This window comes from Pseudomonas chlororaphis subsp. aurantiaca (assembly GCF_013466605.1).
In the GTDB taxonomy this organism is placed as follows: Bacteria; Pseudomonadota; Gammaproteobacteria; order Pseudomonadales; family Pseudomonadaceae; genus Aquipseudomonas; species Aquipseudomonas chlororaphis_I.
The window spans coordinates 5,041,478-5,056,551 of record NZ_CP059162.1 but is presented as its reverse complement, the minus strand read 5'-3'; the positions used below and the strand labels follow the sequence as shown (position 1 = coordinate 5,056,551).

General features: G+C 52.0%; 10 protein-coding genes and 7 pseudogenes. 12 read left to right on the top strand and 5 right to left on the bottom strand.

The features are described 5' to 3' along the window. Positions 1–100: 100 nt before the first annotated feature. Positions 101–972 (bottom strand): annotated as a pseudogene (locus H0I86_RS22880) (IS110 family RNA-guided transposase). Between the two features lie 136 nt (positions 973–1,108). On the opposite strand from H0I86_RS22880, the pseudogene H0I86_RS22875 reads away from it, so the two are divergent. Together H0I86_RS22875 and H0I86_RS22870 are read left to right on the top strand one after the other, a co-directional pair. After that, positions 1,109–1,597: pseudogene (locus H0I86_RS22875) on the top strand (IS5 family transposase); the annotation flags it as partial. A 26-nt stretch (positions 1,598–1,623) separates the two neighbouring features. Continuing rightward, positions 1,624–2,502: pseudogene (locus H0I86_RS22870) on the top strand (IS110 family RNA-guided transposase); the annotation flags it as partial. Between the two features lie 270 nt (positions 2,503–2,772). Here the strand turns inward: H0I86_RS22870 and H0I86_RS22865 are convergent. Then, positions 2,773–4,211: pseudogene (locus H0I86_RS22865) on the bottom strand (IS3 family transposase); the annotation flags it as partial. Between the two features lie 490 nt (positions 4,212–4,701). On the opposite strand from H0I86_RS22865, the gene H0I86_RS22860 reads away from it, so the two are divergent. The 7 genes and pseudogenes from H0I86_RS22860 to H0I86_RS22835 form a co-directional block, all read left to right on the top strand. Continuing rightward, positions 4,702–5,412: an AzlC family ABC transporter permease gene (locus H0I86_RS22860; RefSeq protein WP_180922300.1), complete on the top strand. Its 711-nt coding sequence runs from the start codon at positions 4,702–4,704 to the stop codon at positions 5,410–5,412. Continuing rightward, positions 5,409–5,753, top strand: coding sequence for a hypothetical protein (locus tag H0I86_RS22855; RefSeq protein WP_180922299.1), 345 nt, complete (start codon positions 5,409–5,411; stop codon positions 5,751–5,753). The genes H0I86_RS22860 and H0I86_RS22855 overlap by 4 nt, the downstream gene beginning before the upstream one ends. Beyond that, a complete protein-coding gene (locus H0I86_RS22850; protein WP_180922298.1) occupies positions 5,731–6,762 on the top strand; it encodes a LeuA family protein in 1,032 nt (343 codons plus the stop codon). Before H0I86_RS22855 ends, H0I86_RS22850 begins: the two co-directional genes overlap by 23 nt. A gap of 11 nt (positions 6,763–6,773) precedes the next feature. Further along, on the top strand, positions 6,774–7,646 hold the full coding sequence (locus H0I86_RS22845) for a sugar phosphate isomerase/epimerase family protein (protein WP_180922297.1): 873 nt from the start codon (positions 6,774–6,776) through the stop codon (positions 7,644–7,646). A gap of 155 nt (positions 7,647–7,801) precedes the next feature. Beyond that, positions 7,802–7,987, top strand: a pseudogene (locus tag H0I86_RS32555) (2Fe-2S iron-sulfur cluster-binding protein); the annotation flags it as partial. Between the two features lie 138 nt (positions 7,988–8,125). Then, positions 8,126–8,812 carry an FAD-binding oxidoreductase gene (locus H0I86_RS22840; protein WP_258019362.1) on the top strand — a complete coding sequence of 229 codons (687 nt, stop codon included), beginning with the start codon at positions 8,126–8,128 and terminating at the stop codon, positions 8,810–8,812. Positions 8,813–9,077: 265 nt separating this feature from the next. Further along, positions 9,078–9,529: pseudogene (locus H0I86_RS22835) on the top strand (transposase); the annotation flags it as partial. 114 nt (positions 9,530–9,643) lie between these two features. Here H0I86_RS22835 and H0I86_RS22830 read toward each other — a convergent pair. Next, positions 9,644–9,964: pseudogene (locus tag H0I86_RS22830) on the bottom strand (transposase); the annotation flags it as partial. A 255-nt stretch (positions 9,965–10,219) separates the two neighbouring features. On the opposite strand from H0I86_RS22830, the gene H0I86_RS22825 reads away from it, so the two are divergent. Further along, a complete protein-coding gene (locus H0I86_RS22825) occupies positions 10,220–11,215 on the top strand; it encodes a LysR family transcriptional regulator (protein WP_180922295.1) in 996 nt (331 codons plus the stop codon). A gap of 214 nt (positions 11,216–11,429) precedes the next feature. Here H0I86_RS22825 and H0I86_RS22820 read toward each other — a convergent pair. Further along, positions 11,430–12,517 (bottom strand): IS3 family transposase gene (locus H0I86_RS22820; RefSeq protein WP_180922294.1). Its coding sequence is split into 2 segments (ribosomal slippage): positions 11,430–12,265 and positions 12,265–12,517, totalling 1,089 coding nucleotides; the frame shifts between segments, so codons are not numbered across the junction. Between the two features lie 362 nt (positions 12,518–12,879). On the opposite strand from H0I86_RS22820, the gene H0I86_RS32270 reads away from it, so the two are divergent. Together H0I86_RS32270 and H0I86_RS22815 are read left to right on the top strand one after the other, a co-directional pair. Further along, the gene (locus tag H0I86_RS32270) at positions 12,880–13,002 is read left to right on the top strand and encodes a hypothetical protein (protein ID WP_258019360.1); all 123 of its coding nucleotides are present in this window, start codon (positions 12,880–12,882) and stop codon (positions 13,000–13,002) included. A 68-nt stretch (positions 13,003–13,070) separates the two neighbouring features. After that, positions 13,071–13,622 carry a glutathione peroxidase gene (locus tag H0I86_RS22815; RefSeq protein ID WP_180922293.1) on the top strand — a complete coding sequence of 184 codons (552 nt, stop codon included), beginning with the start codon at positions 13,071–13,073 and terminating at the stop codon, positions 13,620–13,622. A 73-nt stretch (positions 13,623–13,695) separates the two neighbouring features. Here H0I86_RS22815 and H0I86_RS22810 read toward each other — a convergent pair whose 3' ends face one another. Beyond that, positions 13,696–14,979, bottom strand: coding sequence for an OmpP1/FadL family transporter (locus H0I86_RS22810; RefSeq protein WP_180922292.1), 1,284 nt, complete (start codon positions 14,977–14,979; stop codon positions 13,696–13,698). Positions 14,980–15,074 lie beyond the last annotated feature (95 nt).

Below are 15,074 nucleotides of genomic sequence, written 5' to 3'. Positions count from 1 at the left end.
TTTCCTTCAGGGTCGTCGCCAGGCCGGTCGGCCGTTTATTTCATCTGTTGTCCAGCTATCGCAAAACCTGATGGTGAAACACGGTGCTGCACCTGCGAGGTCAGGCGTTCGCGGCGCTTGGCCCCGCTTCGTATCGAGTGTGTCGAGTAGCAATAGCCCAGGCGATACAGACAAATTTGTTCGCGAGCGCGCAGGCCACCACATTGGAGTGGCGCCGCATCGACAACGAACGCACCCACTCGGCCAATGGACCCTTTTGATGCTCCAGACGCATCAGGTAAACCCGTGCGCATGGCACCAGCAAGCACCGAAGGTTCTTGTCGCCACGCTTGCTGATCCCCAGCAAGGCCTGCCTGCCGCCCGTACTGTATTGTTTGGGTACTAAGCCTACACCTTGATCTGGTCATCCAGGTAGACGAAATGGTCATGAAGGCGCTGCAGCAGCGTGGTGAGCCGGACGGGTAGATCGTGTTCTTCCAAGACCGAGGTCAGGCGTTTGATGACTGCCAACCCGACCGGCAGACTGATGCCGAACTCGAGCAGAAAACCATGCATCTGATTCACGGTCTTGGTACGGTCGCGGATCAGCGATTCACAGATCCGATGGGAAACGGATAGCGTTTGTTGATCAGGGGATCTGGGTGTCACGAAGCGCATGGAAGGCCGAGAGGCGGCTTCGCATATGGCTTGTGCATCAATGAAGTCGCTCTTGTTGCTCTTGACTAAAGGCTTCACGAACTGAGGCGAAATTAGCTTGGCGTCATGGCCCATAGCCTTGAACTCTCGAGCTAGGTAGTGGGCGCCGGCACTGGCCTCCATTACCACAGTACACGCGGGATGATTGGCCAGGAATTCCATCATCTGCTGTCGTGAGTACTTCTTGCGCAAGACTTCGTTGCCGATCTTGTCCTGAGCATGCAGGTGGAAGGTATGTTTACCGATATCGATGCCCATCAGTGTCACTGTGCTCATGATGACGATCTCCGCGGTAAAGCGCCCTGCGAAAGCTTAGCCTTTGCAGGATCGCGGGGTGACCATCTTGTATCTCGAAAGTTTATTGTTGTTGTGTTGGGTAGGCAGCAATCATGCAGTCAGGTAACCATCAAGGGGGCCTGAAGAGCCGCAAGACCACGCGCTCGGACGCAGCCGGGGCGGTCTGACGACCAAGATTCACATGCTGTGCGATGCCAATGGCGTGCCTTTGCACTTCCTACTTTCAGGCGGGCAGGCCAGCGATATCGCCTATGCCCAACCGCTGCTGGATGAGGCACACATCCCAAGTTTGCGCGGTCGTCCCCGCAAACGCTGTCGCTGATTGTTGGCAGATAAAGGCTATGACGCTGAGGCTCTGCGTCGTTACTGCGATCGTTATCGGATGCAGCCAGTGATCCCGTTGCGAAGCATGAAGCGCAAACCTCGACCGGATTTGCCCAGACTGTTCGACAAACCCAAGTACCGACAGCGCAACATTATCGAGCGTATGTTCGGATGGCTGAAGGAGAACCGCCGCATTGTTATGCGCTTCGACAAGCTGGCGAAAAGTTTTGCTGCGATGGTCTCATTGGCCTGTGCCATGCGCTGTTTGCGACATGACTAATGAGCAACTGTCTTATGACTTAAGCCGTGGTGATGGAAGCGTGCGCTGGCGCTCATTTTGTCGCTCGCCAACTGATGGCCATGGGGCATGAGGCCAAACTGATTTCCCCGCAGTTCGTTCGACCTTTCGTCAAAGGCAACAAAAACGATTTCGTCGATGCCGAGGCCATCTGCGAGGCCGCCTCGCGCCCATCGATGCGCTTTGTTCCTGCTAAAACTGAGGCACAACAAATCCTTTCAGTTCTGCATCGTCTGCGCGAGTCGCTGGTACGTGACCGCGCCAAAGCCGCCAATCAGATGCACGGCTTCTTGCTGGAGTTCGGCATCAGCCTACCCAAGGGTTTGGCGATCATGAAACGTTTGGCGAGTATCTTGGCCGAGCATGAGTTGCCGGTTCGGCTCACCGTGCTGTTGCAACGACTGCACGCTCACTTCGTTTACCTCGATGAGCAGATCAAGGAGCTGGATAAGGAACTGGCCGGCCAATTGGCCGACGATGATCTCGCAGTCGTTTACTGAGCATGCCGTGTGTCGGCCCGATCACCGCCAGCCTACTGGCTGTGGAGATAGGCGATGGCCAACAGTACGGGTGTAGTCGTGACTTTGCCGCCTCTGTCGGCCTGGTACCTAGACAGTACAGCACCGGCGGTAAGGCAAATTTGCTGGGGATCAGCAAACGGGGTGACAAGCACCTCAGGCGACTGCTGGTTCAGTGCGCTCGGGTTTATCTGCTGCGGTTGGACTACCAACACGGAGCACTGGCGGACTGGGTGCGCTCACTGCTTAAGTCGACGGCACTCGAACGTGGTGGCCTGCGCCTTGGCCAACAAGCTGGCGCGTATTGCGTGGGTGATAGCGGCTCACCATGTTGAGTTTGAAGCCGGACCTGACGCCCTGGTGGCCTGATCCCGCGGTTGTTGTACTACGAATCACCCTTCAGGTTTTGCGATAGCTGAATAACAGATGACGTGAACGGCCCACCGGCCTAGCGAAGAACCTGGTACGAAAAGAGGCTTTTGAAGCCGCAATACTTTTAAGGATCGCTAGGCGCGACTCTCATCGTGGCGCGGGGGACATGCCCCAGATAGACGCCAGATAGATTTAAGCAAGCCAACCACTTCACCTATTAATCAACATTGCAAAAACGGGGGTGACCATAGATTTTCGTACAGACCCTAGGGCCCGAATGAACTGCTCGATGCTCGTTGACTGCCAATTGCGAGGATAGAACAGTTCCGTTTTCAGCCGGCCGAAGAAGCCTTCACAAGCCGCGTTGTCAGGCGAGCAGCCCTTGCGCGACATCGAACGAATCAGCTTCGCATCAGCGATGCGCGATAACCAACCGGGCCAGCGGTAGTGAGCGCCACGATCGGAGTGAACAACAGGCCGTTTATCGTTGCAGGCCACCGTTTCAACGGCGGCATCCAGCATCGTGTTCACAAGCTCGGCGTCAGGACGCGTGCCGATCAACCAACTGATTACCTTCCCATCGAAGCAGTCGATCATGGGGGACAGGTACACCTTGCCGGCCGGGATCTGGAACTCTGATATGTCAGTCAGCCATTTCTCATTCGGAGCAATAGCCGTGAAGTCCCGGTTGACGAGGTTTTCCGGCGCGGGACTGATCTCCCCGAGGTAGGAACCATATCGACGCCGTTTCGGCTTTGCGACGACCAGGCACTCCTGCTTCATCAAGCGCTGCACCACCTTCTCTGACAGACGCATACACTGCCTGCTCAGCGAAGCCCGCATCCGTCGGTAGCCGTAGCAGCGATGATTGCGCTCGAAAATGTCCGCCATGGTACGACGCACTTCAGTGTACTTTTCCGCGACCTGCATTCGGGCTCGATGATAGAAATAGGAGCTTTGGGCCAAGCCCAGCGCTTCAAGCAACTCTGACAAGGAATACGTCTGCCTCAGGGCATCAGTCAGCAATGTCTTCTCCCGATTGGTCAGGACTTGCCGATCGATGCCCGTATCTTTTTTATGAGTTCATTCGCCTTCATCAACAGTTCATGTTCAAGCTGCAGACGACGCACGTCGAGCCGAAGAGATTCAAGTTGCCGCTCCAACTCTTCTCGTTCCGGAGTCGACGGAGTTTCTTGTCGGCGTTTCATGGATGCGGATGCCTCTGGGCCGAGTAACTGATTTTTCCAGTTGTACAAGGTCGGCCTGCACACGCCCAGCTTTTGAGCCACGGCGTTCGTACTTTCTTGTCGCGTGCACAGCGCGATAACCGCGGCCCGCTTCATCGCTGGCGGGCGTGCCAGCCCGTCAGATCGACTGACGACGCGCGTGTGCAGTTCGGGGTGCAATTCGTGAATCCAGGCACGCAACGAATCCCGTGCCGGGTAGCCCAACGCCTTGATGGTGGAGGCGATGCAGCGTCCGTGGTCGAGATAGTACCCGACAGCCTTTTCCCTTTGGGCTAGTGAGTGCTTCGGCTTCGAGAGCACGTAACCACGCGACAGGTCGAGACATCGCTCGTACTCTTCATGCCAGCTCTTCAGAGAGTTCTTCGTCGGGTAGCCCAACTGACGAATAGTTGCCCTGGTGTGCTTCCCCAGTTTGATGTAGAGCTTGACTGCTCGGATGCGGTCTTCGTATGAATACATGAACTACCTCCAGGTAGTCCAAGATTTCTACCGCCCCCCCCCCCCCCCCCCCCCCACACACACACACAACACCTTACATCAAGTGTTGTACTTGCTTCTTGAGGCCACCCAGACCTCACGAGCTTTTGATGCAAATATTGCATCGACAGAAAGAAAGCGTGCATCTGAAACACGGATTTGCTTAGTAAATTCGCGATTAGCTATCAATATAGCTGAATTGCAAAAACTTGTTACATTTCCCATTTTTTGGTCGCATTGCTACTCATGGTTTACAGTAATAGTCTTTGGTCACGAAAGCCTGAGGGCCAATACTGCTACGTCATCTTTGAGATAAATTGACGGCCTTTTTATCTGGCATAGATTACTTGGGTAATACATTAGTAATATAACTTTCTTTGCGTGTGCAGAGCTATCTAATTGTACATATCCAGTTTTTCAAACATGAAGGATTGTCTGTATCTGCAAGCAAAAAATGGAATAGGAGGTAAAATTGAGAATAAATATTCATGCTAGGAGAGGGATTATTGACTCGATACCGGTAGCAGTTTCTTTCTTTTTTGTTTTTGCATCTTTGGGGGCGCTATACCAAGAGAAGGGTATTCAGCTTTTGGATGCTGCGTTGGGGACTGCGCTGATCTTTGCTGCGCCGCTGCAAGTGACCGGAGTCGATGTTGTTTCAAATGGCCAGATTGTTGCCGCTTTGGCGTTGACAGTGCTGGTTAACTTTAGATTCTTGTTTATGTCAATGGTGGCTTCACAGTATTTCGTGGGAGTTGCCAAGGCAAAGGTTCTATTTTCCATGTTGATGTTTAGTGCGAGTACTTATGCGGTTACACATTATCATCTGAAGTCATCAGGGGTGAGGAATGGGGCGTCGCAGTTTCGCTACTATCTTGGTGTCTCGGTGCCCAGCTACCTGGTGGCAATTACTGCGACGATATTTGGGTTTCTACTATCAAGTCGTGTTGATTATGCCTCCATAGAAATGTTTATGGTCATGATTCTGCCTTTGCACTTTACGGCATTGACCGCCAAGAATTCAGGGCAAGGCTTTACCGTTCTTGCCACCCTTATCGGAGGTCTTTGCGCGCCATTATTAATTGAGCTTGATTCCGTCTGGCTTATGGTCGGACTTCCTGTTGTTGTAGGCTACTTTCTGGCTGTGCGAGATATTAGCTCAAATAGACGGGGTGTTTCATGATTACCATTCTGCTGGTCTCAATCGCAAGTTATTGTCTGAAGATACTTCCATTACTATCCCGGAAATTGATACTCGCACCCTCCGGGCTGACAGCAAAGACTGTTGAATATGCTGTTTGCTTTATTATGGGTGGAATTATCGTTAATGTTGCATTCGGCAACGCCACATTTGCTCAGCTGACACAAACGCTTGAGACGAAGAATGTACTTTCGGCTATAGCGATTGCAGCAGCATTTGTTACGTCCAGATACACCGGGTCGATCCTGAAAAGTCTGCTTCTATCGATGATTTTATACATAACGACAATGGTGATGTTTCATGAAGACTATCCGCATTTTTGATACCACTTTGAGAGATGGCGAGCAGGGTATTGGTTATTTGCTTAACAATCAGCAGAAATTGAGTGTCCTTGAGAGACTGACAAAGCTTGATGTGGCCGTAATCGAACTGGGTATGGTCACTGATCAGGAAAGCCAGGATCTTTTCGAGGAAGCAGCTCTGGTGGTGGGTGATAAGAACATCGCCGCATTGTGTCGGCTCAATGACGTGGAAATTCAAAATACTGTAAAAGCGCTGAAACGCTTCAAACACGCAACGATCAACCTTCTTTGCGTAGGCTCGGAGATACACCTGAACAAAAAGATGCAGATGAGTTCGGAGGATATCTACGCACTGCTGGAAAGGTCCCTAGCCAGGATAAGAGAGGCTGAGTTTCACGGAAAAATCTATGCCATTCTGGAAGACTCAAGCAGAGGAAGTGAAACGCTTCTGCATCAGCAGATACAGTTTTTGATAAACAACGGTGTACGGGATATTTGTTTGGCCGACACGGTTGGGGCTATGGCTCCGGCCAGGTCGTATCATTTTTTTTCAACATTTATAAGCGCTTATCCGGAAGTCAGGTTTTCGGCTCACTTTCACAATGATTTGGGTTTGGCGGTGGCTAATACAATCTCCGCGATTGATGCCGGCGTGTATGAAGTTCAGGTCACTTTGGGTGGGATAGGTGAGCGATGTGGAAATGCGTCATTTGAAGAAGTGATGGCGGTGCTTTCACACTGTGATGGATATAAAGGAAAAGTAAGCACAGGTATAACACTTAAAGATGTTGTCGGCATGTGCCAGTTCTTTTACACGACAATCGACAAGGAACCCAATGCCAACAAGCCGATCATTGGCTCAAATGCATTCTCGACATGCGCCGGTATCCATCAGAGCGCCATTGTCAAAGATCCAGAGACCTACGAGTTTATCAATCCGAACAGTATCGGCCTACAACGAAATTTTCACATCAATAGATTGTCAAGCAGTAAGGTAATGGCGCGGTACGAGCATATAAACTATAAATGAGGAGTAATGTGATGAGTCTATGCAATAAAATCGGGTTTTCTACTAATATCTTTGATAATCCTGCCGACATCGCCAGTTTGGTTGAAAGCCTGGCAAATGATTTCAACGCGATAGAAATAGAGTTCGAAAAAGATCTACGACTTTTGATCGACTCTGATGAGGTTGAGTGGCATAAACAGCGGGATAAACTCAACCTCATTCGCGAAGTGACTGGTGTTTACTATTCGACTCACGCCCCCTACATTGGCATGGAAACCGATATATCCAGTAGGGATGAAGTCACGAGGCTCTGCGCGGTCGACTATTTAAGCAGGTACATTGTCAGGGCTGCGGAAATTGGGGCCGAAATCATCACGATTCATCCAGGTTACGTAGAGGTTGATCAATTTGGCATGGCGTCATTTGATTTTGATCAGCTTGCAAAGTCACTTGAAGCTCTCTCAGTTGTCTCTGCAAAGCATAAGATAGAGATATTACTGGAAAATACCGGGCCGGACCGTGAAAAGTATATTGTGTTGTCGGATGAACAGCATGAAAGGCTGTGCCAGTACGGTAATATTTCTCTTACCCTGGATTTGGTTCACTTTCACGCCTTCTACCACAAGCTCAACAAGACTGAGTATCTCGAGAAACTAAAGAAGATCATTCCAGATGTAAAAAATGCTCATTTTAATGACGTTTGTAATGGTGAGCATGTTCACCTTCCTCTACAGAAAGGGAACTTCGATTATCATCAGGTTCTCGACTTCATGAGAGGTGAAGGGTACCAAGGGAATTTTATTGTTGAAGAGTCGGGCGGCGGCTACTCGCCACATGACTTTGTAGTTTCAGCTAGGAATTATATAGGTCAGTTAAAGGCAGGTCGTGTCCAATGCGCGACCTGAATCAAATTTCTGGGCTTTTTATCGAGGTATAGGATGCGTTCACTTCTAGGTCGATCTCGCAGTGGCCGACCTAGAAGGTGTTTGTCAGCCTTTGTTGGGTTAAGCAAGGGGCTTTCAAATCTCCGTAAGGCTGCGCACTCAAGCTAGGTGATGTTATGGTTTATAATGTACTTTTGCAATCTGATGAAGTTAATTTTTTCGCAAGCGAACACGAGACCATACTGGAGTCGGCCACGCATCAGAAAGTAAATCTGCAACAGGGCTGTATGAAGGGAATCTGTAGGATTTGTAAGCTAAAATTAATATCAGGGGATGTAGCATACCGCTCAGGGGCGACAGTATGCCTGACGGCGAATGAAGTTGCAGAGAACTATTTTTTACCCTGTTGCGCTATAGCCACGAGTGATATTGTCTGTACAGGCAATAGTCAAAGTGCCGTAGCGGCAAAGGTGTCGCGTAGAAAGGAGGGTGTGCTTGTCGTGTATAAGGAAGACAAAGGCTCAGTTTTCATTTTGCGATTGAAGTTGTCAGCGCACACCATGATCGCTGCCGATCCAGGGCAATATATAGAGGTCGAGGTGGGCGATGGCGTATTTCGTGCTTACTCCATCGCGAACATACCCCACAAAGATGGTGTTATTGAATTGCATGTTCGCTATCGCCAGAATGGGGCTTTTTCCGAACGTCTAAAGCACTCAGTTCAGCTGAATGATGTACTCTGGATCAGAGGGCCGTACGGGGATTTCAAACTAGATTGCACATCAGAGCGAAAATTGCTTTTTATCGCGACAGGAACCGGATTTTCACCAATTTTGTCAATGCTTGCATCTGGCGCTATCAATGATGAAAGAGTGATTCACTTTTATTGGGGGGGGCGATTTCATGAGGACCTGTATTTCCTGGACTCGATTTTGAGTCTCGTAAACGATTATAAGAATCTCTACTTTAATCCCGTCTTGTCCAGTCCCTCTCGGCTGGATGGCTGGAAGGGAATGGTGGGGCACGTTCAAAACTGTGTAGTTGGTGAGATTGACTGTTTGAGGGGGTTTGATGTATATGCCTGTGGATCGCCTGGTATGATACAGGATGCCTTTAATCTGTTTACAACCCAGCGCAACCTTCCGGCAGGGCAGTTCTATTCTGATGCTTTTTACAGTAATCAATAGTCATCCGGGAATGTTCAAAATCTGTTATTTAATTACTATGCCTGCAATCTAACGAGCGTAATATATTTTGAGCTCATGAGTGTAGGCTTATATTGAGCGCTTATGTTAGGGGGCTCGATCCAGCAAGATGGGAGGGTGTTTGAATTTAGGTGTGAATCATGACGCTGGCTTATTGCTCCAGCGGATTGTGAGCTATTGAAACTCTGAAAAAGACTTCCAGATTTGGTGAAATACCCGTCTCACACGAACCGAGCGGTTGCGCCCCATGAAACAGATGTCCTTCGCTGATGTCGAATATGCCGGCAAACGTAAGCAGACCCGCCGCGAGTGCTTTCTGATCGAGATGGATCAGGTGGTGCCCTGGAAGGGGCTGATTGCCTTGATCGAGCTGCATTATCCAAAAGGCGAAGGTGGTCGTCCGGCGTATCCGTTGATGGCGATGTTGCGGGTTCATCTGATGCAGAACTGGTTCGGCTACAGTGATTCGGCGATGGAGGAAGTACTGTATGAGACCACGATCCTCACCCCCTACCGGCTGCCGGAAAAACACGAATTGGTGGGCGGGATTTTGTAGGTTATCAACGGTTATCTGGGTAATCGTGGCTTGATACTGCGTCAAGGCATCGTGGTCGATGCGACGATCACTCATGCGCCGAGCTTGACCAAGACAAGGACGGCAAACGCGATCCGGAAATGCATCAGACGAAGAAAGGAAGCTAGGCTCTGTACGAAAATGTCGTAAACAGCGCATGGCACAGGCCAATGAGACCATCGCAGCAAAACTTTTCGCGAGCTTGTCAAAGCCCGTAACGATGCGGCGATTCTTCTTTAGCCATCCGAACCTGCGCTTGATACGGCCGTGGAATCGATCATCCAGGTGTCCAGGTCGATCAGACCTTGCTCGTTGAGTCTGATGTGAAGACGTTTGAGCAATTGGTCGAAGACGCCTCGGTTGCGCCAATCACGAAAGCGTTGATAGGCCGTCGACCCGCTCCGGCATGTCTCGCCAGGCTGCGCCTGAGCAGAGCGCCCATAGGATGCCATTCAGCACAAGCGATCATCTGCCCTGGGGAAGCCACCGCGCCGGGCTTGGATGAAGAGGTCTGCAACCCATTTCCAGGCTGCGTCGGGGAGTTCATACCGTTTAGCCATCGTGGGCTCCTGCCTTTGATGGACGCGGACTATACTGAATCCCGACGCATACAGGGTTCAAATGAGTTTCAACTGATTTCGTACAGAGCCTAGGTAGCGAGGGCATCAGAAATTGATGGGTGCTTCAGATCTTCCTTAAAGCTATATGTTGGATCGGAAAGCAAAATTAAAAAATACTAAAAATATGGTAAGTGGTTAGCGCATGAAGTGCTTCACTCTACCACTCCCAGGCCATGATATAACGGAAGCATGGAAATGCACGATCTTCGACAATTACGACACTTTGTTGCTATCGCAGAGAATGGTAATTTCGCCCGCGCTGCCGAGGCAGTGAATCTTACTCAGCCCGCCTTGTCGCGCAGTCTGCAGGCATTGGAGAGAACGCTGAGCTGTCAATTGCTGAATCGATCATCCCGGGGCGTAAGTCTCACGACTCATGGCCACTTGGTGATAGAGCATGCGCGCACTCTATTGATCGCAAGCAAAGGACTGAAAAATGCTATTGATCAACTGGATAATCTTGAGTTCGGTGAATTGCTTCTTGGTGGCGGCCCCATTCCTTCCGCAATGTTGATACCTCGCGCACTTGGACTGCTGATCACTCGCCACGCTGGAGTTCGGACCTCATTGATTATTGATAATTGGATGAATCTTCGCGAGCAGTTATTGGATCATCATATTGAACTGTATGTGGCGGACGTCCGAAAGGTGCTCGATGACCCTATGCTGCAGGTTGACGAGTTGTTCAATTTTCCGGTCATGGTTTTTTGCCAGCCCCACCATCCCCTCTTGGAATGCGTTAACTTATCCCCGGAGCGAATCGGTCACTATCCCCTGGCTTGTACCAAACTTCCCTCCTGTAAAATGCTGAGCGTAGGGCGGTTGAACGCACGCATCCCTCCGGTCAGCATCGAGTGCGACAATTTCGAAGCCCTGTATCAACTGATTCGTGAAAGCAGCATGCTCGGATTGGCACCCTGGGATGTTCTTGCCGATCATGTCAGTGCGGGTCGAATTGCCATCTTGCCGATACCCAGGAATCTGTTAGATGAAAGAACGGCCTATGGCATCGTCAGCCGCAGAGGAGAAGCTCTTTCACCTGCAGCTGTGGCTTTGAAAATCATCGTGCAGGAGGAGAATCAGCGAACGTATATGCGCCTTTGCGGTAATGGAGAGCCAAACCCCGTCGAGGTATGGCAGCAACAGCACAGCGAGTCAATATCCAACGCCATCAAGAAACTACAGCAGTAGTTGCTACCGTCACTTGCAATCGAGGAGCTTGGGCAAAGACAACGTGTAACGGGGGCCAGCTGAAAGCGCTTGGGCTGCAAGGCCTGATGCCGGTCCGTCAAGGGTAAGCCTCTAAAGCCCACATACCAAACGATGAGTTTTAATGGGTAGCATCCCTAGGGTCTGTACGAAAATCGGTAATCCCCCCGTTTCCAGTACACGCCAGAAGTAGAGATCAAGCCACGAGGGCTAACTTCTGTTTGGGGGTGATGCCTCCGAGCGCCATATTCGGGCGCTCGTGATTGTACGTCCAGATCCAGTTCGAGCCGTACTCCTGAACTTCGGCGATCGACTCAAACAAGTAATGCCCCAGCCAGTCATAACGTACCGTGCGGTTGTAGCGCTCGACATAGGCATTCTGCTGCGGGTTACCCGGCTGGATATATTCCAGTCGGATGCCCCGTTTCTCGGCCCACCCTGTGAGCTTGGCGCTGATAAATTCTGGACCGTTATCGCTACGGATCGCCTGCGGCTTTCCACGCCATTCAATGACCTGATCCAGCGCACGCACCACACGTTCAGCCGGTAGCGACAAATCAATTTCCATACTCAGGGCTTCACGGTTGAAGTCATCAATCAGATTGAAAACCCGAAAGCTGCGCCCATCCGCTAATTGATCGTGCATGAAGTCCATCGACCAGCACTGGTTGGTGGCCTCGGGAACGGCCAGCGGTTCGGGTTTCTCGCGCACGATGCGCTTGCGCGGCTTGATCCGCAAATTCAGTTCCAGTTCACGGTAAATCCGGTACACCCGCTTGTGGTTCCAGCGATAGCCTTTCACGTTGCGCAGGTACAGAAAGCACAAGACAAAGCCCCAGTTACGCTGGTGATGCGTCAGTCGAATCAGGAGGTCAGCAATCTGCGCATTTTCAGACGACAAGCGCGGCTGATAACGATAGCTCGTGATGCTGACCCCGAAGGCCAGGCACGCCAGCTTGATACTACATCGACCTGAACGAACCACTTCCTGCGCCATCTCTCGTCGCCGCGATGGCTTCACCACTTTTTTGCCATGGCTTCCTGGATGATTTCGGCCTTGAGGCGTTCCTCGGCATACATCTTCTTGAGGCGCCGGTTCTCGTCCTCCAGTTCGCGCAACCGAGCCATCAGCGATACGTCCATGCCGCCGAACTTAGTGCGCCACTTGTAGAATGTAGCCGTGCTGATGCCGTGCTCGCGGCACAGCTCTGGTACCGGGCTTCCAGCCTCCGCTTGCTTGAGGACGGCGATGATTTGACTGTCCGAAAAACGTGATGTCTTCACGCAAAATTTCCTTGATCCGATTAGGAGAAAATTCTACTTTCGACGAGTACTTTTTTCAGGGGGGATCACCCATGTATGTGCAGGAGCGGCAGGTAACTACCATCCCTATCGCGACCAGTTTGGCCGTTTCGGATTGCTGTCTGCGCTCTTTGTAAAGTCATTAAATTATGGTTCTTCAATATCCAGTAAGGTATGCAGTAATAAGATCGGTCCGACGCGGAGAACTCTTTTTAGCACATGCACGGTATATGGAAGATTGGCGTGGAAATTTCACATGCAGTTATATTGTGCTATATGTGAGTCAATATATTGATTTTTATATTATATTTTTTCCATAGAGTGTTCGTCTACGTATACGCGGCATGAGCCGGGCAGGCCTGCGCTGGGGCGGCCTGGCGGTTGTTGTCTCGCTGTTGGCGTTGGCCTGGTGGGGCTGGCACCAGGGTGGGCTGGCGCTGATGCAGTTGGGCATGGGCGTCTGCTAGGAAGCGCTTGCTAGGGCGTCCGCCGGGCGAGTAGCTTCACCCCTGACGGTACTTTCAAGGAGTTGAATATGTTGGCGCGCTGGCTTGCTGTTCCAGCTGTACTCATGGTGTTCGCAGGTTCGACCTGGGCGGACGAATGTCCGTCGCTGTTGCAGGGCTCGCTGCCCAAGCTGCGCGCCAAGGAATCCATCGATCTGTGCCAGCGTTTTGCCGGCAAACCGCTGGTGGTAGTCAATACCGCGAGCTTTTGCGGCTTCGCCCCGCAGTTCAAGGGGCTCGAGGCGCTGTACCAGCGTTACAAGGATCAGGGGCTGGAGCTGCTAGGCGTGCCGTCCAATGACTTCAAGCAGGAGTCCAAGGATGGCGCGGAAACGGCCAAGGTCTGTTATGTGAACTACGGCGTCACCTTCACCATGACCGAGCCGCAGCAGGTCAGGGGCCCGGACGCAGTGCACCTGTTCAAGGTCCTGGCCGAGCAGAGCAGTGCGCCGAAGTGGAATTTCTACAAGTATGTGGTCGATCGCCAGGGCAAGGTGATCGCCAACTTCTCCAGCCTGACCAAGCCGGACAGTCCGGAATTGATCGAGGCAGTGGAGCAGGCGCTGGCGTCCAAGCCTTGAGTGTTATCCGCGGCCAATAAAAAAGCCCCTGCATCCTTGGATGCGGGGGCTTTTTCGTTCAGGCCGTCAGGCTTTAGAAGCGGTAGGTTGCACCCACGCCGAAGCCGTTCGCGCTGTTTTCATACTCGGAGCTGTAAGACTGGCCGAGCGTATTGTGGTTGTTGACCTTGACTTTCTCTTCCTTGAGGTAGGAATAGGCCACGTCGATGGTCAGGTCTTCGGTTGGGCTCCAGCCGGCACCGAGACTGAAGATGGTCCGGTCGCCTGTAGGAATGCGTGGCGAGCGGTTGGTGTTGTTGGCCGGCGACTGGTCGAAGCTCAGGCCGGTACGCAGTACCCACTGCTTGTTCAACTGGTAGGAAGTACCGATGGCATAGGCCCAGGTGTCGTGCCAGTTCTGCTCTTCCTTGATGCTGCTGAGCGCACCCGGGGCCAGAAGACCGCCGGCGCTGGCAGTTACGCCTTCGTTTTGCACGGTGATGTCTTTCAGGCGGCTCCAGCGGGTCCAGGTCGCACCGGCGTAGAGTTTCCAGGCATCGTTGAGGTCCTGGGTCACCGACAGGTCGGCCGATTCAGGGGTGGTGATGTCCAGCGAGGCATCGTAGCGAGCGCCACGCAGCAGAGCGCCTGGAGTACCGGCGCCTGGGCTGACTTCGGTGTGGCCTTCCAGCTTGTACTTGACCTTCGAGTGGTACGTCAGGCCCACGCGGGTGGTGTCGGTCGCCTGGACCAGCACGCCGATGTTGTAGCCGTAGCCAACGTCGTCGCCCTTGATCTGGACATTGCCGTCGTTCGGCGACAGTGGCGTGGTCAGTGCCGATTCCAGGGTGCCGGAAATGCGGTTGATGGTCGGGCCGAAACCGATCGACACCTTGTCGTTGAAGGCGTAGCTGACGGTTGGCTGGAAGGTGATGACTTTAACTTCGCTTTTGCTGCCGAAGTTGCGGCCCTGGAAGCCGCTTTCGTAGTCGGTGATCAGGCCGAATGGTGCGTAGACACCCAGGCCGAAGGCCCACTGATCGTCGATAGGCTTGACGTAGAAGCCCATTGGCACGGCGGTGAGGGGCACCATGTCGCCCTTGTTGGTACCGCTACGGCTGCCGCTGGCATCGTTGATGTCGGTGGATGCATCAATGGCCGCGACGCCGCCAGTGATTTGCTGGCGTTTCAGGCGCGACATACCGGCAGGGTTGCCAAAAACTGTGCTTGCATCATCCGCAGCAGAGGATCGACCGGCGAAACCAGTACCCATGCCGCTGATGCTTTGTTCGTTCAGGGCAAAGCCACTTGCGAAAAGTTGGGTGGATGCCACGGCAACGGCAAGGCTAAGACTGGTTTTGAGTATTACTTTTTTCATTATTAGAACTCCTGGTGATCACCGGAGCGAAAATTACCAACATTTCCCCCTTAGCGCTATAGCCTGTATGGCTTGAGATAGAGCGGTTTTGTAGG